Genomic DNA, 18,037 nt, shown 5'->3' with positions numbered 1-18,037 from the left:
CCCTCTCAGTCCTTGGCCACGGCGCGCAGCCGGTCCACCACGTCCGCACGCAGCTCGGCCGGCTCCAGGACCACCACGTCCGGCCCGAACTCGACCAGCCAGGCGTCCAGGCCGTGCCCGTACGGAATCTCCAACTCGTCCCAGCCGTCGCCGAGTTCCCGCACCTTGGTGGCCTTCGCCCGAAGGGGGTAACCGGCGCCGGAGCGCAGCCGGATCAGCGCGGAGCGGTCGGCGATCTCGCCCGCCCAGCTCGCCACAGTCTCCCGCACGGTGACCACGTCCGGCACGGGCGCGGTGAACGGCGTACCGCGGGAGCGGACCCGGCCGGTGATGCGGGACAGCCTGAAGACCCGCTCGGCGCCCCGGTCCCGGTCGAAGCCGGCCAGGTACCAGTGGCCGCGCCAGCACTCCAGCGCCCACGGCTCCACGGTCCGGGTCTCCGGGTGCGCGGCGGACGCCTTGCGGTAGTCGAAGACGACCGGACGGCGGTCCCGGCAGGCCAGCATCAGCGGTTCGAAGGCGGCCTCGTGCACCGGGATGCGCGGCTCCAGCGCGCCATGGGCCTCGTACGGGTCGACGTCCTCGGGCAGCCCCGCGGCCCGCAGCTTCTGCAAGGCACCGCTGGCCGCGCCGGCCAGCCGGGCCTGCTGCCAGACCTTCGCGGCGAGGCCGAGCGCGGCGGCCTCCTCGGCGTCCAGGGTGATCGGGGGCAGGCGGTTGCTGTCGCGGCGGGCGAGATAGCCGACCTCGCCCTCGATGTTCTCCACGGTCGCGATGACCAGGCCCAGCTCGCGCAGGTCGTCCTTGTCCCGCTCGAACATCCGGTTGAAGGAGTCGTCCGAGCCCGCCTCGATGTAGGCCTCGACCGACTCGCGCAGCTCACGCTTGCTGAGCGGCCGCCGTGTTCCGAGCAGGCACAGCGCGAGGTTCATCAGCCGCTCGGCCTTGGCAATGGCCATCGACGCCCTTCGCCTTCCCTATGGTGCTTACGAACGATGACCGTACCGCTCCGTGGCGCGGTCACAAAAGCCGAGGGCCCATGCCCGGACAGGCATGGGCCCCAGGTGATCGGATCCGGTCGGACCGGCCGGCACAGCAGGCACGGACCGCACCGGATCAGACGCGGATCACCGGTGGATCAGACCGCGAGGAGGTCCACCACGAAGATCAGGGTCTCGCCCGGCTTGATCGCCGGGGTCGGGCTCTGGTCGCCGTAGGCGAGGTGGGCGGGGATGGTCAGCCGGCGCCGGCCGCCGACCTTCATGCCCTGCACACCCAGGTCCCAGCCCTGGATGACACGGCCCGCACCCAGCGGGAAGCGGAACGGCGTCTCACGGTTCCAGCTGGCGTCGAACTCCTCGCCGGTGCTGAAGGCCACACCCACGTAGTGGACGGTGACGGTCTGACCCGCCTGGGCCACCTCGCCGTCGCCCTCCCAGATGTCCTTGATCTCAAGATCCGCCGGAGGCGCACCCTCGGGGAAGTCGACCTCGGGCTTCTCGATGTTCACGTCAAAAGCTCCTGCGTGTGTACGACATCAAACACGGACAGTCTTTCATCCCGGCGCCTCTTCCGTCGGCCACCGGCCCGGGCCGGCTACATCGCCGCCAGGATGTCCACCGTGTACACCAGCGTGGAGTCCTTCTTGATGACACCGCCCTGCGGAAGCGTGCTGTAACCCAGCTCCGGCGGCACCACGATCAGCACCCGACTGCCCACCTTCTTGCCGGTCAGGCCCTGCGACAGCCCCTTGATCACCTGCCCGATCTGCTCCAGCGAGAACTGGCTGAGCCGCCCGGAACCGTACGTCCGCTGGAACGTCTTGCCGGACTCCCACACCAGCCCCTGGAACTGGCACAGGATGGTCTGGTCGGCCTTCAGCTCCTCGCCGTCGCCCTCCAGCACATACTCCGAGACCAGCTTCTTCGGCGGGTCGGTCTTCGGGATGGTCACCTTCGGCACGGTGCCGTCGGTGTTGGTCGCCACCTTCGGCAGCGACGCGTCGGTCTGCGGGACCGGGTCGCCGTGCGCGGAGCTCTTGGAGTCGTAGACCTCCATCAGATCGATGACGAAGACCAGCGTGTCGGTGCCCTTGATACCGGCCTGCGGCTGCCCGGCCGAGCCGTACCCCAAGGCCGGAGGGACCGCGATCTCGACCCGGCTGCCCACCTTCTTGCCGGTGAGCGCATACCGCCAGCCGTCGATGATGCTGCCCTGCGCGAGCTGCATGACCAGCGGGCGCCCCCGGTCGTAGGAGTTGTCGAAGACCTTGCCGGTGTCCCAGATCTGACCGAGATAGTGGGCCTTGATGAAGTCGTTCTCCACGGCCGGACGGCCATTGCCGGCGATGAGCGTCTTCACCGCCAGGTTCTTCGACGGCTCCCCCGGCCCCTTGGCGACCGTCGGCTTCTCCCCGAACCGCGTCCCCGCGGTGACGGCCGGCAGCGGCCCCTCCACGATCTTGGGCGGCGGCGCGGCGGACACCGAGGCCGCCGGCGAGGCACCGGTCTTGCCGGAGCCGGACTTGCCGTCACCACAACCGGCGAGCGTCACCAGTCCTGCGGGTACGGCGGCGAGAAGAAGTGAACGTCGGCGCACGGAACAGCCTCGTAATCGGTCGATCTTGCGGATGGCGTGCGCGCAACTCTACGGCGTGAGAAGGGCGCCGTACGGGAAACGTACGGCGCCCGTGTGGCGTTCCCGCGCACTACATTCCGGCGATCAGCTTCTCCACCCGGTCGTCCACCGAACGGAACGGGTCCTTGCACAACACCGTGCGCTGCGCCTGGTCATTGAGCTTCAGGTGCACCCAGTCGACCGTGAAGTCCCTGCGCTGCTCCTGCGCCCGGCGGATGAAGTCGCCCCGCAGCCGGGCCCGAGTGGTCTGCGGCGGAACCGACTTGCCCTCGAAGATCTTCAAGTCGTTGCAGACCCGGGCCGCTTGACCCTTCTTCTCCAGCAGGTAGTACAGACCACGACGCCGGTGGATGTCGTGGTAGGCGAGGTCTATCTGCGCCACCCGCGGATGCGACATGGTCATGTTGTGCTTCGCCCGGTACCGCTCGATGAGCTTGTACTTCATCACCCAGTCGATCTCGGTGGCGATCCGGTCCAGTTCCTCGGTCTCGATCGCGTCGAGCGTACGGCCCCACAGCTCCAGCACCTGGGCGACCGTACCCGTGCGGATACCGCGCCGGTCGCAGAAGTCGACGGCCTTGTCGAAGTACTCGCGCTGCACCTCCAGCGCCGACGCCTCCCGCCCGCTGGCCAGCCGCACCTTGCGGCGGCCCGTGATGTCGTGACTCACCTCGCGGATCGCCCGGATCGGGTTCTCCAGGGTGAGATCGCGCATCACCGTGCCCGCCTCGATCATGCGCAGCACCAGATCGGTCGCACCGACCTTCAGCAGCATCGTCGTCTCGGACATGTTCGAGTCACCGACGATGACATGCAGCCGCCGGTACCGCTCGGCGTCCGCGTGCGGTTCGTCGCGCGTGTTGATGATCGGCCGCGAACGCGTCGTGGCCGACGAGACACCCTCCCAGATGTGCTCCGCGCGCTGACTCACGCAGTACACCGCCCCGCGCGGGGTCTGCAACACCTTCCCCGCCCCGCACAGCAGCTGCCGCGTGACCAGGAAGGGGATGAGGATGTCCGCGAGCCTCGAGAACTCCCCGTGCCGCGCCACCAGGTAGTTCTCATGGCAGCCGTACGAGTTGCCCGCCGAGTCGGTGTTGTTCTTGAAGAGGTAGACGTCGCCCGCGATTCCCTCCTCGTGCAGGCGTCGTTCCGCGTCCACCAGGAGTCCTTCGAGAATGCGCTCGCCGGCCTTGTCGTGGGTGACCAGTTCGATCACGTTGTCACATTCGGGTGTCGCGTATTCCGGATGTGAGCCCACGTCGAGATAGAGCCGGGCGCCGTTTCGCAGAAAGACATTACTGCTGCGGCCCCATGACACGACACGGCGGAAGAGGTACCGCGCCACCTCGTCAGGAGACAGGCGGCGCTGTCCCCTGAACGTGCACGTGACGCCGTACTCGTTCTCCAGCCCGAAAATGCGGCGGTCCATGAGGGAACATTACGCCCGATCCCCCGAGCTGAAACGGGGTTCGACAGCACGATTTGGATCATTTTCCGATGAAGCCGCAACGACCCCGCCCCGCGCGGGAGCTGCGAGGACCCCTCCGGTGGTGAGCAGCACCAGCAACGACACCGCCCCCGAGGCCCCCGGCAGCGCGAAACCCCACAGCGTGCCACCGGCCTGGACCACCGGCCCGGCCAGGCCCGTTCCCACCGACGCGCCCACCGTGAACGTGGTCACGAGCCACGAGAACGCCTCCGTGACCGTACCCCGCGGCGCATGCCGGTCCACGATGATGAACGCACACGCGATGCACGGCGCCAGGAACACCCCCGACACCACACTCAGCACCACCATGGCCGGCGCCTGCGGCCGCAGCATCAGCGGCAGGTAACACACCGCCAGAAGCGCCACCAGCACCCGCAGTCGCCGCTCCGGCGCCCCCGCCCACCGCCGGGCACCGTAGACCGTCCCCCCGGCCAGCGCCCCGAGCCCCAGTCCCGCCATCAGCCAGCCGTACACCGCGTCACCACCGTGCCCGTCCGCGTACGACACCGAGGCGACCGTGATCGAGCCCAGCGCGATACCCACGAACAGGAACGCCGCGAGCAGCACCAGCAGCCCCGGCGAACGCAGCGCACCCAGCCAGTGCGCCTCCCGCGGCGCCGACCGCCACGCGCGCGAAGGCCGCGACACGACCACCGACAGCGCCCCCAGCACACCCAGCAGGTTCAGCACCAGCAGCGCCACCCGCTCGTCCCACAGCGACACGCACACCGTCACCAGCAGCGGCCCCACCGTGTACATGATCTCCTGCGCGACCGCGTCCATCGCGTACGCCGCGTGCACCTGCTCCTCACCGCGCACCACGGACGGCCACAGCGCCCGAAGACCGCCCTCCAGCGGCGGAGCGAACAGCCCCGCAAGGGCGACCGCCGCATACGCGAGCGGCAGCGGATCGGTGCCGCTGAAGGCGAACACCGCCATCGCCAGCGCCGACAGCACCGCCGCCGGCAACTGCACCCGCGGCTGCCCGTACACGTCCACCAGCCGGCCCAGCACCGGCTGACCGACGGCGTTGGCGACGCCGTACACGGCCGCCAGCGCACCCGCCAGGCTGTACGTACCGCCCTCCGCGCGGACGAACAGCACCAGGGCGATCGCCGCGGTCGCGTTCGGCAGCCGGCCCACCAGGGTGCCGGTCAGCAGCCGGAGCGCGTGCCGCGCCCGGAGTATCTCCAGATATCCCGTGGCCATGTCCTGCCCTCCGCCGGCCCGCCCGGTGCACCGCGTCGATCCGGAGCACACCGAAGTGTTACGTATAACGTCCCCTCTCATACGTACCATGTGCGCAGTTCACCCGTCCACACGGCGGAACCCGACCCGCACGGCACACGACCCCGCCCACACAGAGGAGCAGGCCCACGGTGGCACGCAGCAGCACGCGCCCGACCAGCCGGGACGTCGCCCAGGCCGCCGGCGTCTCCCAGGCGGCCGTCTCGCTCGTCCTCGGCGACAAATGGCGCGGCCGCGTCTCCGAGACCACCGCCCAGCGCGTCCGCGAAGCCGCCCACGACCTCGGCTACCGCCCCAACCTCGCCGCCCGCAACCTCCGCCTCGGCCACACCCGCACCGTGCTCCTCGTCGTCCCCGCCCTCACCACCGAGTTCTACGGCGGCGTCTACACCGGAGCCGCGCGCGTCGCAGCCGAGAACGGCTTCGGCGTCGTCCTCTACCCCTCACCCGAAGGCATCGGCCCCGCCCGCGACCCCTTCGCCTCCGCACAGGCCGCACTCGACGGCGTCATCGCCTCCTCCATGGCCGCCGACGCCCTCACCGCCATCCGCGGCGACCAGCTCCCCCTCGTCATGCTCGACAGCGACCCGCACGGCAGCCTCGGCGCCGCCACCGTCAACCTCGACATCGCCGACGGAGTACGCCAGGTCGCCACCCACCTCCTCGGCCTCGGCCACCGCCGCATCCTCCACCTCGCCGCCGACATCCCCTCCTGGACCTTCGAGATGCGCGCCAGGGAACTCGCCGCCCAGCTGGCCGCCGTACCCGGCACCCACCTCAGCACCGCCCGCGCCCCCATCTCCATCGAGGACGCCCGCGCCGCCACCGAGACGGCACTGCGCACCCCCGGCCCCCGCCCCACCGCCGTCGTCTGCGACGACGACAAACTCGCCGCCGGCGCCTACAAGGCCCTGCGCCGCCTCGGCCTGCGCATCCCCGACGACATCTCCGTCACCGGCCTCGACGACCTCGCCCTCGCCACCGCCATGGACCCCGAACTCACCACCGTCCGCCTGGACGCCGAGCTGTTCGGCGAACGCGGCATGCACGCCCTCCTGGCCGTCCTGGACGGCCGCGAACCGCACAGCGGCGACATCCCCGTCGAACTCGTCGTCCGCGGCTCCACAGCACCCCCACCGGCCCCCTGACCACCCCGGGACAGCAGGAAGCCCCGGCCGGACGACCGACCGGGGCACCCCGACACACACAGCGACGAAGGACTACTCGCCCTCCGGCTCCTCCGCACTCTCCGCCTCCGTGGCCGCGCCGTCCGCCGCCAGCAGACGCGACAGCTGACGCCCCACGATCCGCTTGAACTTGCGCTTCTGAGGCCGCGTACGATCCAGCACCGCGACCTCCAGACGCTCCGCCGGAATCTCCCGCTCAGTGCCGTTCGTATCCCGCGACAGCGCCTGCACGGCCAGCTTCAACGCCTCCGCCAGGCTCATCCCGTCCTGATGGCGCTGATCCAGGAAACCGCTGATCTGCTCGGCATTGCCACCCACCGCGACCGAACCGTGCTCGTCCACGATCGAACCGTCATGCGGCAGCCGGTAGATCTGATCCCCCTCCGGGGTCTCCCCCACCTCCGCCACGACCAGCTCCACCTCGTACGGCTTCTCCGCCGCCGAAGAGAAGATCGTGCCCAGCGTCTGCGCATACACATTCGCCAGACCACGCGCGGTCACATCATCACGGTCATAGGTGTAACCGCGCAGATCCGCATACCGGACACCACCGATACGCAGGTTCTCGTACTCGTTGTACTTACCGGCGGCCGCGAAACCGATCCGGTCGTAGATCTCGCTGAACTTGTGCAGCGCACGGGACGGGTTCTCACCGACGAACACAATGCCGTCGGCATACTGCATGACCACCAGGCTGCGACCCCGGGCGATGCCCTTCCGGGCGTACTCCGCACGGTCCGCCATGGCCTGCTGGGGTGAGACATAGAACGGCGTCGACACCGGTTATCCGTCCCTTTCTGTCATGGTCACTGGATCACCTTGAAAAGAAACCGGGCACACGCCTCAGAGCAGCGCCGCCTTCGGGCCGTCGGGCTCCTCCAGGCGCCGCTGCAACACCGAACGGGAGAGCTCGGAGGACTCGTCCTCGGTGAGCCGGCGGTAGCCGTCCTCGGTGATCACCGTGATGATCGGATAGATCCGGCGGGCGACATCGGGACCACCGGTCGCCGAGTCGTCGTCTGCCGCGTCGTAGAGCGCCTGCACCACCAGCGTGGTGGCCTGCTCCTCGGTCAGGTCGTCACGGAACAGCTTCTTCATCGCACCACGGGCGAAGATCGAGCCGGAACCGGTCGCCGCGAAGTTGTGCTCCTCGCTCCGGCCGCCCGTCACGTCGTACGAGAAGATGCGCCCCCTCTCCCGGTCCAGGTCGTACCCCGCGAAGAGCGGGACCACGGCCAGCCCCTGCATGGCCATGCCCAGGTTGGACCGGATCATCGTCGACAGCCGGTTCGCCTTGCCCTCCAGCGACAGCTGAGCACCCTCGACCTTCTCGAAGTGCTCCAGCTCCAGCTGGAAGAGCTTGACCATCTCCACGGCCAGACCGGCGGTGCCGGCGATACCGACGGCCGAGTACTCGTCCGCCGGGAACACCTTCTCGATGTCCCGCTGAGCGATCACATTGCCCATCGTGGCCCGGCGGTCACCGGCCAGCACCACGCCACCGGGGAACGTGACGGCCACGATGGTCGTCCCGTGCGGCGCCTCGATCACCCCCTGGGTGGGGGGCAGCTGACGGTTGCCGGGCAGCAGCTCGGGCTGGTGCTCGGAGAGGAAGTCCATGAAGGACGAGGACCCAGGCGTCAGGAAGGCAGCTGGTAGACGCCCGGTGCTACGAGTGTTGGCTTCCACGCGATTCCTTCCACATAGGCAGCAGCCCGCCTTATTGCATCGGGCCGATCCTTGAACTGCCCCAGCGCGGCGTTGCAGCTGAAGCACAGTACGCCACGGACCCTACCCGTCTCATGGCAGTGATCCACATGTGCGGGCGGAGCCGCAAGACATATGCAGCAGACGCCACCTTGGGAGGCGACCAGCAGGTCGCGCTCGGCTTCAGTGAGACCGTACTTGCGCTTGAAGTAGCTGACCCTGTTCCGCTCCGCCCGGCACGCACGGCAGTAGCTCGCCCAACCGTCCGAGGAGGACTTGTTGCGCTCCCATTCGCACAATGGCTTCACCACTTCGCACTGCGGGCAGCGCTTGTGCCCCTGCGGGACAGGTACCTTCTCCCGGACCTTCTTGCCCTTGGCCTCCTGACGCTGCCGGTAGTACGTGGCAGCACACTCCCGGCAATACGCCTGGAGGCCATCGGACGTGGACCTGTTGCTTGCGAACGCCGAACGCGGCAGTTGCTGCTTGCACCGCGAGCAGCGCCTCGAAGCTGACTCTTGACTCACCCCGAGAATCCCCCGACTTCACCTTTGAACCAAAGGTGAAATCACTCGCCACCCTTCTGAACGAAGGACCTCACGAAATCCTCTGCGTTCTCCTCGAGCACATCATCGATTTCGTCCAGCACCGAGTCCACGTCGTCCGACAGCTTCTCGTGCCGTTCCTTCAGGTCCTCCGAGGCCTGCGCGTCCTGCGCCTGCTCCTCGACCTCCTCGGTCGAGCGCGTGGCCTTCTGCTGACCGCCGCCGGTGTCCTTGGTTGCCATAACCCTCACCCCGCTCAGTTAGCCTGCCGATCGGTGATGATCAGACCCTACAAGCCGGGTCCGACATCGGCCCCGCAGTTTCTGCAACGTACGGGGGCCACTGCGATGATTCCCTGGCGGGCCGGGTTTCCACCCTGCCGGCCCGGGGCCCGCCGGGTACCCCCTGGCCCGCTCAGCCGCCTGACAGGACCCTGACCAGGTCTTCCGCGGTGCGGCAGCGGTCCAGCAGTTCCTTGACGTGATTTCGCGTTCCGCGTAGCGGTTCCAGGGTTGGAACGCGCTGGAGCGAGTCCCGCCCGGGAAGGTCGAAGATGACCGAGTCCCAGCTTGCCGCCGCCACGTCGTCGGCGTATTGCTCCAGGCAGCGGCCGCGGAAGTAGGCGCGGGTGTCCTCCGGGGGCTGCGTGCGGGCGCGGTCGACCTCGGTCTCGTCCAGCAGCCGCTTCATGCGGCCGCGGGCGGCGAGGCGGTTGTAGAGGCCCTTCTCGGCGCGTACGTCGGCGTACTGGAGGTCGACGAGGTGAAGCCGGGCGGCGTCCCAGTCGAGGCCGTCGCGGCGCCGGTAGCCCTCCATGAGTTCGCGCTTGGCGACCCAGTCGAGTTCGCCGGCCAGGCTCATGGGGTCGTTCTCGAGCCGGGTGAGGGTGTCCTCCCAGCGGCTGAGGACGTCCTTGGTCTGGTCGTCGGCGTCGGCGCCGTAGCGTTCCTCGACGTATTTGCGGGCCAGCTCGTAGTACTCCATCTGCAACTGGACCGCGGTGAGTGTGCGGCCGCTGCGGAGGGTGACCAGGCGCTTGAGGGACGGGTCGTGGGAGACCTGGTGCAGGGTGCGGACGGGCTGGTCGACGGCGAGGTCGACGGCGATGAAGGCGTCCTCGATCATGGACAGGACCAGGGCGGTCGTGCCCAGCTTGAGGTAGGTGGAGATCTCCGAGAGGTTGGCGTCGCCGATGATCACATGGAGGCGGCGGTACTTCTCGGCGTCCGCGTGGGGTTCGTCGCGGGTGTTGATGATGGGGCGTTTCAGGGTGGTCTCGAGGCCGACCTCGACCTCGAAGTAGTCCGCGCGCTGGCTGAGCTGGAAGCCGTGTTCATGCCCGTCCTGGCCGATGCCGACGCGGCCGGCGCCGGCGAAGACCTGGCGGGAGACGAAGAAGGGCGTGAGGTGGCGCACGATGTCCGAGAAGGGGGTCTCCCGCTTCATCAGGTAGTTCTCGTGCGTGCCGTAGCTGGCGCCCTTGTTGTCGGTGTTGTTCTTGTAGAGGTGGATCGGCTGGGCGCCGGGGAGCTGGGCGGCTCGCTCGGCGGCCTCGGCCATGATGCGTTCGCCGGCCTTGTCCCAGAGGACGGCGTCGCGGGGGTTGGTGACCTCGGGGGCGCTGTATTCGGGGTGGGCGTGGTCGACGTAGAGGCGTGCGCCGTTGGTGAGGATGACGTTGGCGAGGCCGATGTCCTCGTCGGTGAGCTGGCTGGCGTCGGCGGCCTCGCGGGCGAGGTCGAAGCCTCGCGCGTCGCGTAGCGGGTTCTCCTCCTCGAAGTCCCAGCGGGCCCGGCGGGCCCGGTGCATCGCCGCCGCGTAGGCGTTGACGATCTGGGACGAGGTGAGCATGGCATTGGCGTTCGGGTGGCCGGGGACGGAGATCCCGTACTCCGTCTCGATGCCCATTACTCGCCGTACGGTCATGCGGCCCTCCTTGCCCGGCGGCACCCTCGGTCGTGGGCGTCGCTTGCGTACCGCTGGTGCTGCGGCGCGTGTGCGGTGCCCGTCCCCGCACTGCGCGACTCGGCGGTAGGAACGAGCCTAGAACGCCTTTGCGCTGGTGGGGAGATCATTTGCGTCAATTGCCTGCTGCGGTCGTGGCCCGGTTGTGGCCTGATCGTGGCCTGGAAAGCAGTCGGCTGCGGGTACCCGGTGTGGGCACCCGCAGCCGCCCTGTGGTTACAGGTACTGTCCGGTGTTGGCCACCGTGTCGATGGAGCGTCCGGTGTCCGCGCCCTGCTTGCCGGTGATGAGGGTGCGGATGTAGACGATCCGTTCGCCCTTCTTTCCGGAGATGCGGGCCCAGTCGTCGGGGTTGGTGGTGTTGGGCAGGTCCTCGTTCTCCTTGAACTCGTCCACGCAGGCCTGGAGGAGGTGGGAGACGCGGAGGCCCTTCTGGTTCTTCTCGAGGAAGTCCTTGATCGCCATCTTCTTGGCGCGGCCGACGATGTTCTCGATCATGGCGCCGGAGTTGAAGTCCTTGAAGTAGAGGACTTCCTTGTCGCCGTTGGCGTAGGTGACCTCCAGGAAGCGGTTCTCCTCGGACTCGGCGTACATGTGCTCGACCGCGGTCTGGATCATGGCCTGGACCGTGGCGCTCTTGTCTCCGCCGTGTTCGGTGAGGTCGTCTCCGTGCAGGGGGAGGCGCTCCGTGAGGTACTTGCCGAAGATGTCCTTGGCGGCCTCGGCGTCCGGGCGCTCGATCTTGATCTTCACGTCGAGGCGGCCGGGGCGCAGGATGGCCGGGTCGATCATGTCCTCGCGGTTGGAGGCGCCGATGACGACCACGTTCTGGAGGCCCTCGACGCCGTCGATCTCGGCGAGGAGCTGGGGGACGATGGTGTTCTCGACGTCGGAGCTGACGCCGGAGCCGCGGGTGCGGAAGAGGGACTCCATCTCGTCGAAGAAGACGATGACGGGGGTGCCCTCGCTGGCCTTCTCGCGGGCACGCTGGAAGACGAGGCGGATCTGCCGCTCGGTCTCGCCGACGTACTTGTTGAGCAGCTCGGGGCCCTTGATGTTCAGGAAGAAGCTCTTGCCGGCGGCCTGGCCGGTGACTTCGGCGACCTTCTTGGCGAGCGAGTTGGCGACGGCCTTGGCGATGAGTGTCTTGCCGCAGCCGGGGGGGCCGTAGAGCAGGACGCCCTTGGGCGGGCGCAGCTCGTGCTCCTTGAACAGGTCGGGGTAGAGGTACGGCAGCTCGACCGCGTCGCGGATGGCCTCGATCTGGTTGCCGAGGCCGCCGATGGCTTCGTACCCGATGTCGGGGACCTCTTCGAGGACGAGTTCCTCGACCTCGCTCTTGGGGACGACCTCGTAGACGTATCCGGAGCGGGGTTCGAGCAGGAGGGCGTCGCCGGGGCGGATGGTGACGTCCAGCAGCGGCTCGGCGAGCCGTACCACCCGCTCCTCGTCGGTGTGCCCGAGCACGAGGGCTCGTTCGCCGTCCTCGAGGATCTCCTTGAGGGTGACGATGTCGCCGACGCGCTCGAATTCCATGGCCTCGACCACGTTGAGCGCTTCGTTGAGCATGACTTCCTGGCCGCGGCGCAGGTCGTCGAGTTCGACGCTTGGGCTGACGTTCACCCGGAGTTTGCGGCCGCCGGTGAAGATGTCGGCGGTGCCGTCCTCGTTCGCCGCGAGGAAGACTCCGAAGCCGGCCGGCGGCTGGGCGAGCCGGTCGACTTCTTCCTTGAGGGCCACGATCTGGTCGCGGGCCTCGCGGAGGGTGTTGGCCAGGCGTTCGTTCTGGGCGGACACGCCGGCCAGGTTGGTCTGCAGCTCGACGATCCGCTCTTCGAGAATCCTCGTGTGTCGCGGAGAGTCGGCGAGCTTGCGGCGCAGGACGGCGATCTCCTGCTCAAGGTAGGCAATCTGCCCGGCCGGGTCGTCGGACCCGCGTCCCGGGCGGATGCCGCGGTTCATGTCGTCGTCGTGGGCTGCCACGGTCCTCACCTCCTCCAAGGGGAGCTGGACGCTTCCAGACCCTACCTGGGTGGGTGTCGATTGAAACCCCTAGATCACAAAGACTGTCAAGGTGTGTCGTCGGTCACCCGTTGCGCTCTCCCTCGCACGGAGGGGATACCCACTCAACGTCGAGGGAAAGCAGTCTGTTCCATGCATGGCGTGGTCAAAACCCTTCCCGGTTGGCTGGAGTTGTCCGCTGGGGGGTGTCTGCGGGCAGCCCGGAGGGCGCTCGTACGATCATCACGCAGAGCGATGGTTCGAGTGGGCGCTGTCACGGTGTGTTCCGGCTCGCGGGGTGGCCGGGGTGGGTGGGGCGCCGTGTTTCGGTCGGGCGCTCGTACCCGGGTGGGGTGGCGGGGAAACCCGGCGGTGGTCGGCGGTGGCCGGTTTGCGGGCGGAGGTAGGGTCGGAGGGTGTTCAACAGCCGCTGGTGCGGACCTGGCTGGCCCTCGGGGTGTCCGGGCCGCGCGGCGTATCGACGGCAGGAGAGATGAGCGTGCAGCAGGAGGCCCCGGGGGGCGAGGCGCTGGAGGTCTGGATCGATCAGGACCTGTGTACCGGCGACGGGATCTGCGCCCAGTACGCCCCTGAGGTGTTCGAGCTGGACATCGACGGGCTGGCGTATGTGAAGGGCGCGGACGAGGAGCTGCTCCAGGCTCCGGGGGCGACGGTGCCGGTCCCGCTGCCGCTGCTGGCGGACGTGGTGGACTCGGCCCGGGAGTGTCCCGGGGAGTGCATCCATGTGCGTCGGGTTTCGGACAGCGTCGAGGTGTACGGGCCCGACGCGGAGTGAGCCGGGCCCGGGGCGGGTTCGGCCGGGGTCAGACGGAGTGGGCCGCGGCCGGGGTGGAGCGGATGAAGGCGTGGCCGTTCCACTGCCAGCTGGCCGGGGTCTTCAGGTCGGGGCAGCAATTGGGTACGTCGTCCGAGGAGTAGCCGAGCAGGGTGGCGCCGACGGTGCGCGCGTGCAGCGTGAAGTCGGTGACGGTGAGCCGGTCCTTGGGGTCGACGAGGGTGGCGACGACGCGCGGGGTGCCGCCGTCGGCGGGGCGGGTGACGACGTAGACCCCGTCGGGCGGGGTGCCCATGGCGGAGTCGCAGTGCACGACGGCCACGGTTTCGGGTCTGCCGTCGCCGTCGAGGTCTCCGCTGGCCTTCTTGGCGACGAGTGCTTTGACGGGTCCGCAGTTCAGCGGGAAGGCCACGCCGGTGGTGGCGGGTGGTGCGGCGGCCGCGGGGGCGGGCTTGGTGCCGGTGGCGGGGGTGCGTTGGGCGGCCGTGGCCGATCCGGGTTGCAGGACGGAGGAGAGGGCCACCACGCCGGCTACTGCGGTGGCGGTGGCGACCCAGTGGATGGGCCGGGTCTGGGTGTGGGCGAGCTCCGGAACGGCGGATTGCTGCACGAGGAGTGTCTCCTGTGAGGGCTGTGCCGGTGGGGTGGCCAGCATGGTGCCACACGTCACAGTGCGGGGGAACGGCGGGGTCCGGGATTTCGGCCGGCGGGTGTGCGGCCCGCGCGCATGGGGGTGCCGGTCCTGGTGTGGTGTCAACGTGCGGGCGCCGTGCCCGGGTTCCCGTGGTTCGGTGGGAACTCGGGCACGGCGCCCTTGGGTTGTGCTCTGTGTGTGCCGGTACGGCGTGTGGTGTGCCGTGCGGCGGTGTGGTGCCCGGTGGGGCCGGTCAGCGGCCGGCGCCGCCGTCGGCGTTGGGCCCGGCGTAGTCCTCGCCGTAGGCGCCCTTGGCGGGGCGGCGGCGGCGCATGGGCGGCTCGACGCCGTCGGCGAGGCGACGGGCGGTGAGCAGGAAGCCGGTGTGGCCGATCATGCGGTGGTCGGGGCGGACGGCGAGGCCCTCGATGTGCCAGTTGCGGATCATGGTCTCCCAGGCGGTCGGCTCGTTGAAGCAGCCGATCTCGCGGATGGATTCCACGGTCCGGGCGAGCTGCGTGGTGGTGGCCACGTAGCAGCACAGGATGCCGCCGGGGACGAGGGCCTTGGAGACGGCCTCCAGGCACTCCCAGGGGGCGAGCATGTCGAGGATGACGCGGTCGACGTCGGTGTCGGACAGGTTGTCCTGGAGGTCGCCGACGGTGAGCTGCCAGGCGGGGTGGGGGCCGCCGAAGTAGCGTTCCACGTTCGCCTGGGCGATCTCGGCGAAGTCCTCGCGGCGCTCGTAGGAGTGCAGCATGCCCTGGTCGCCGATGGCGCGCAGCAGGAAGCTGCTGAGCGAGCCGGAGCCGACACCGGCCTCCACGACGCGGGCGCCGGGGAAGATGTCGGCGAAGGCGAGGATCTGCCCCGCGTCCTTGGGGTAGACGACGGCTGCCCCGCGGGGCATGGAGAGGACGTAGTCGGGGAGCAGGGGGCGCAGCGCGAGGTAGGCCACGTTGCCGGTGGTGCGGACAACGCTGCCCTCGGGAGCGCCGATCAGTTCGTCGTGCGGGAAGGAGCCCTTGTGGGTGTGGAAGTTCTTCCCGGCTTCGAGCGTGAACGTGTAGTGGCGGCCCTTGGGGTCGGTCAGCTGTACCTGGTCCCCGACCTTGAAGGGCCCGCGCCTGCGGGCGGCACCGGTCGGTTCGGACATGTGACCAGACTACCGGCCTTTCCGGGGGCCGCCGACCATGTGGCGGGGGCCCGGGGGGCGGGCTCGGGGGGTGGTCAGGAGCCGGGGCGGGCCATGGCGCGTACGAAGGCGCGTTCGACGTCGGCTGCGGACAGGACGCCGTAGATCTCGCCGTTCTCCTCGACGACGAGATACTCGGTGGCGGGGGTGGCGCGCAGGGTGTCGAGGAGGTCTTCGCCGGCCAGCTCGGCGGAGACCCGCATGCCCTCGGTGAGGTCCTGGGCGAGGCCGCTGACGGCGACCCAGGGGCGGCGGTGCTCGGGTACGGCGACGATGGCGGACTCGCGGACCAGGGCGAGGGGGTGGCCGTGGGCGTCGACGACGACGAGGGCGCGGGCGCCGGCGGCGTTGGCACGGCGCAGGGCTTCGGAGAGGGGGGTGTCGGTCTCGACGGGTACGGCGCGTCGGGTGAGGGCGCGGGCGCGGAGTTCGGGGAGGTGTTCGCGCAGTCGGGCCATGCGCAGGCTGTTGCCGGCGCCGGTCCAGATGATCGCGGCGAGGATGGCGGCGAGCAGGGCGTCGGTGACGGTGTCCATGCCGTTGGTGTCGGTGCTGCTGCCGCCGAGGGCGCCGGACTGGTTGAGCAGGGGCAGGCCGATGAGGACGGAGACGGCGAGGGCGCGGCCGACCCAGGCGGCGGCGACGGTGCCGCTCATCGGCTTGCCGGTGATCTTCCAGACGACGGCGCGGAGCATGCGGCCGCCGTCGAGGGGCAGGCCGGGCAGGAGGTTGAAGACGGCCACGATGAGGTTGGAGATCATCAGGCCGGCGAGCAGTATGCCGGGGACGGAGCGGGGTTCGACGGGCTTCATGGCGAGGTAGAAGAGGCCCGCGAGGACGAGGGAGAGCAGGGGGCCGACGAAGGCGAGGACGAACTCGCGGCCGGGGGTCTCGGCTTCCTTCTCGATCTCGGAGACGCCGCCGAAGAACTGGAGCTGGATGCGGCGGACGGGGAGTTTGAAGCGGATCGCGGCGACGGTGTGGGCCAGCTCGTGGACCAGGACGGAGGCGTAGAAGGCGACCGCGAAGAACAGGGAGACGAGGTAGCGGGCGGCGCCCAGCTCGGGCAGGACACGGTCGAGCTGGCCGCCGAAGACCCAGGTGATCAGGGCGGCGACGAGGAACCAGCTCGGTGCGACATACACGGGGACGCCGAAGGGCCGTCCCATGAGGATGCCGCCGCCGGGTTCCTTGGCTCGCGGCTGTGGCGGTTCGCCCTTGGCGATGCCGGAGTGGGCGAGCGAGCGGGGGGCATCGGGGTCGGGGTGGGGGCCGGGGGTGTCCGGGTGGGTCGTGTCGCCCGGGTCGGGCGCGTCCTCGGTGGGCTGCCCGGTGGCTGCCGTGTCCTCGGGTGCGGCGCCGGAGGTGCTGTCCGGCTGCCGCGTTCCTTCCGGGTCCGGTGCGGGGTCGGGGTGGGGCGCCGGGGTCGCAGGGCCGGTGGGGTGCTCGGCCGGCTCGTCGTTGCCGGACCGCGGCTGTCCGCTTCCGCCGCTCACGTCCACGGTGTCCCCTCGTTCGAAGCGTCTTCCGTACCTGCCGGCCGGAAGGGTCTCCGGTCGATGGTATGCGGCCGTGGTGGCACGTTCCGCCCCGGCACCCCTCGTGTTCACCGTGTGATCGCGGGCCCGGCGCGGGCGGCGGCTGGGTCACTGTCAGTGGTGGGCCGTATGGTCGTGGGCATGGACAGCAGCATCGAGGACGCGGGAGCCCTCCCGGGCGGCGCGGGCGGGGCGGAGGCCGAGGCGGAGCCGGCGGCGGGCGGCGGGGAGCGGGTGGCCGTGGCGCCGACCTCCTTGTCTCCGTCCCGGGCCAGTGACTTCATGCAGTGTCCGCTGCTGTACCGGTTCCGGGTGATCGACCGGCTGCCGGAGAAGCCGAGCGCGGCGGCGACCCGCGGCACGCTGGTGCACGCGGTGCTCGAGCGGTTGTTCGACGCGCCGGCCGGGGAGCGGACCGCGCCGCGGGCCAAGTCGCTGATCCCGGGCCAGTGGGACCGGCTGCGGGAGAGCCGGCCCGAGGTGACCGAGCTGTTCGCCGACGATCCCGAGGGCGAGCGGCTGGCCGGCTGGCTCGGCGAGGCGGAGCGGCTGGTGGAGCGCTGGTTCACGCTGGAGGATCCGACCCGGCTGGAGCCCGCCGAGCGGGAGCTGTTCGTGGAGGCGGAGCTGGAGTCGGGGCTGCGGCTGCGCGGGATCATCGACCGGGTGGACGTCGCGCCGACCGGTGAGGTGCGGATCGTCGACTACAAGACGGGCAAGGCGCCCCGGCCGGAGTATGCCGAGGGCGCGCTGTTCCAGATGAAGTTCTACGCCCTGGTGGTGTGGCGGCTGAAGCGGGTCGTGCCGCGGCGGTTGCAGCTGGTGTATCTGGGCAGCGGGGACGTGCTGACGTACGACCCGGTGCTCGCCGATCTGGAGCGGGTGGAGCGCAAGCTGCTGGCGCTGTGGGAGGCGATCCGGCAGGCGACGGAGACGGGCGAGTGGCGGGCGCGGCCGACGAAGCTGTGCGGCTGGTGCGATCACCGGGCGCACTGTCCGGAGTTCGGCGGCACTCCCCCGCCCTATCCGCTGCCGGTGCGGGCGGCGGAGTAGGGCGGCCGGTTCCGGGAGCGTGGTGCAAGGCAGAATGGG

Annotated in this window: 17 protein-coding genes; 3 read left to right on the top strand and 14 right to left on the bottom strand. The window is 69.7% G+C overall.

Going from position 1 to position 18,037, the window contains the following annotated elements; all coding sequences use genetic code 11:
* Positions 1-5: 5 nt before the first annotated feature.
* The 5 genes from ACWCV9_RS08280 to ACWCV9_RS08260 all read right to left on the bottom strand — a co-directional run bounded on the left by ACWCV9_RS08280 (position 6) and on the right by ACWCV9_RS08260 (position 5,338).
* Positions 6-959 carry a helix-turn-helix transcriptional regulator gene (locus ACWCV9_RS08280; RefSeq protein ID WP_385844532.1) on the bottom strand — a complete coding sequence of 318 codons (954 nt, stop codon included), beginning with the start codon at positions 957-959 and terminating at the stop codon, positions 6-8.
* 179 nt (positions 960-1,138) lie between these two features.
* Positions 1,139-1,510: an FKBP-type peptidyl-prolyl cis-trans isomerase gene (locus ACWCV9_RS08275; protein WP_385844533.1), complete on the bottom strand. Its 372-nt coding sequence runs from the start codon at positions 1,508-1,510 to the stop codon at positions 1,139-1,141.
* 86 nt (positions 1,511-1,596) lie between these two features.
* The gene (locus tag ACWCV9_RS08270; protein WP_450784858.1) at positions 1,597-2,598 is read right to left on the bottom strand and encodes an FKBP-type peptidyl-prolyl cis-trans isomerase; all 1,002 of its coding nucleotides are present in this window, start codon (positions 2,596-2,598) and stop codon (positions 1,597-1,599) included.
* A 109-nt stretch (positions 2,599-2,707) separates the two neighbouring features.
* Positions 2,708-4,069: a Pup--protein ligase gene (gene pafA / locus ACWCV9_RS08265; protein ID WP_361250545.1), complete on the bottom strand. Its 1,362-nt coding sequence runs from the start codon at positions 4,067-4,069 to the stop codon at positions 2,708-2,710.
* Between the two features lie 9 nt (positions 4,070-4,078).
* Positions 4,079-5,338: an MFS transporter gene (locus ACWCV9_RS08260; RefSeq protein ID WP_450784857.1), complete on the bottom strand. Its 1,260-nt coding sequence runs from the start codon at positions 5,336-5,338 to the stop codon at positions 4,079-4,081.
* Positions 5,339-5,508: 170 nt separating this feature from the next.
* Between ACWCV9_RS08260 and ACWCV9_RS08255 the strand changes: the two genes are divergently transcribed.
* Complete coding sequence (locus tag ACWCV9_RS08255) at positions 5,509-6,525, top strand: LacI family DNA-binding transcriptional regulator (protein ID WP_450784855.1); 1,017 nt, start codon at positions 5,509-5,511, stop codon at positions 6,523-6,525.
* 72 nt (positions 6,526-6,597) lie between these two features.
* Here the strand turns inward: ACWCV9_RS08255 and prcA are convergent, their stop codons facing one another.
* The 6 genes from prcA to arc all read right to left on the bottom strand — a co-directional run bounded on the left by prcA (position 6,598) and on the right by arc (position 12,764).
* On the bottom strand, positions 6,598-7,344 hold the full coding sequence (prcA, locus tag ACWCV9_RS08250; RefSeq protein ID WP_385844537.1) for a proteasome subunit alpha: 747 nt from the start codon (positions 7,342-7,344) through the stop codon (positions 6,598-6,600).
* Between the two features lie 63 nt (positions 7,345-7,407).
* On the bottom strand, positions 7,408-8,253 hold the full coding sequence (gene prcB / locus ACWCV9_RS08245; protein ID WP_450784853.1) for a proteasome subunit beta: 846 nt from the start codon (positions 8,251-8,253) through the stop codon (positions 7,408-7,410).
* On the bottom strand, positions 8,205-8,579 hold the full coding sequence (locus ACWCV9_RS08240) for an endonuclease VII domain-containing protein (RefSeq protein WP_450785240.1): 375 nt from the start codon (positions 8,577-8,579) through the stop codon (positions 8,205-8,207). The genes prcB and ACWCV9_RS08240 overlap by 49 nt, the downstream gene beginning before the upstream one ends.
* A 260-nt stretch (positions 8,580-8,839) precedes the next feature.
* The gene (locus ACWCV9_RS08235) at positions 8,840-9,058 is read right to left on the bottom strand and encodes a ubiquitin-like protein Pup (protein ID WP_020939002.1); all 219 of its coding nucleotides are present in this window, start codon (positions 9,056-9,058) and stop codon (positions 8,840-8,842) included.
* Between the two features lie 172 nt (positions 9,059-9,230).
* Entirely contained in the window at positions 9,231-10,742 is a 1,512-nt protein-coding gene (gene dop / locus ACWCV9_RS08230; protein ID WP_450784852.1) for a depupylase/deamidase Dop, read from the bottom strand.
* Positions 10,743-10,997: 255 nt separating this feature from the next.
* Complete coding sequence (arc, locus tag ACWCV9_RS08225; protein WP_385844541.1) at positions 10,998-12,764, bottom strand: proteasome ATPase; 1,767 nt, start codon at positions 12,762-12,764, stop codon at positions 10,998-11,000.
* Between the two features lie 511 nt (positions 12,765-13,275).
* Here arc and ACWCV9_RS08220 point away from each other — a divergent pair.
* Positions 13,276-13,578: a ferredoxin gene (locus tag ACWCV9_RS08220; RefSeq protein WP_385844542.1), complete on the top strand. Its 303-nt coding sequence runs from the start codon at positions 13,276-13,278 to the stop codon at positions 13,576-13,578.
* Positions 13,579-13,606: 28 nt separating this feature from the next.
* Here ACWCV9_RS08220 and ACWCV9_RS08215 read toward each other — a convergent pair whose 3' ends face one another.
* The 3 genes from ACWCV9_RS08215 to ACWCV9_RS08205 all read right to left on the bottom strand — a co-directional run bounded on the left by ACWCV9_RS08215 (position 13,607) and on the right by ACWCV9_RS08205 (position 16,909).
* Positions 13,607-14,188, bottom strand: a complete 582-nt coding sequence (locus tag ACWCV9_RS08215; protein ID WP_450784850.1) for a hypothetical protein — start codon at positions 14,186-14,188, stop codon at positions 13,607-13,609.
* Positions 14,189-14,465: 277 nt separating this feature from the next.
* A complete protein-coding gene (locus ACWCV9_RS08210) occupies positions 14,466-15,368 on the bottom strand; it encodes a tRNA (adenine-N1)-methyltransferase (RefSeq protein ID WP_184971000.1) in 903 nt (300 codons plus the stop codon).
* A 74-nt stretch (positions 15,369-15,442) separates the two neighbouring features.
* On the bottom strand, positions 15,443-16,909 hold the full coding sequence (locus ACWCV9_RS08205) for a site-2 protease family protein (protein ID WP_450784848.1): 1,467 nt from the start codon (positions 16,907-16,909) through the stop codon (positions 15,443-15,445).
* A gap of 177 nt (positions 16,910-17,086) precedes the next feature.
* On the opposite strand from ACWCV9_RS08205, the gene ACWCV9_RS08200 reads away from it, so the two are divergent.
* Entirely contained in the window at positions 17,087-17,998 is a 912-nt protein-coding gene (locus ACWCV9_RS08200; protein ID WP_450784846.1) for a RecB family exonuclease, read from the top strand.
* Positions 17,999-18,037: the final 39 nt, after the last annotated feature.

It is taken from the genome of Streptomyces sp. NPDC001606 (assembly GCF_053596835.1).
The sequence above is the reverse complement of the archived record's forward strand: the minus strand, read 5'-3'. Positions and strand labels throughout refer to the sequence as shown.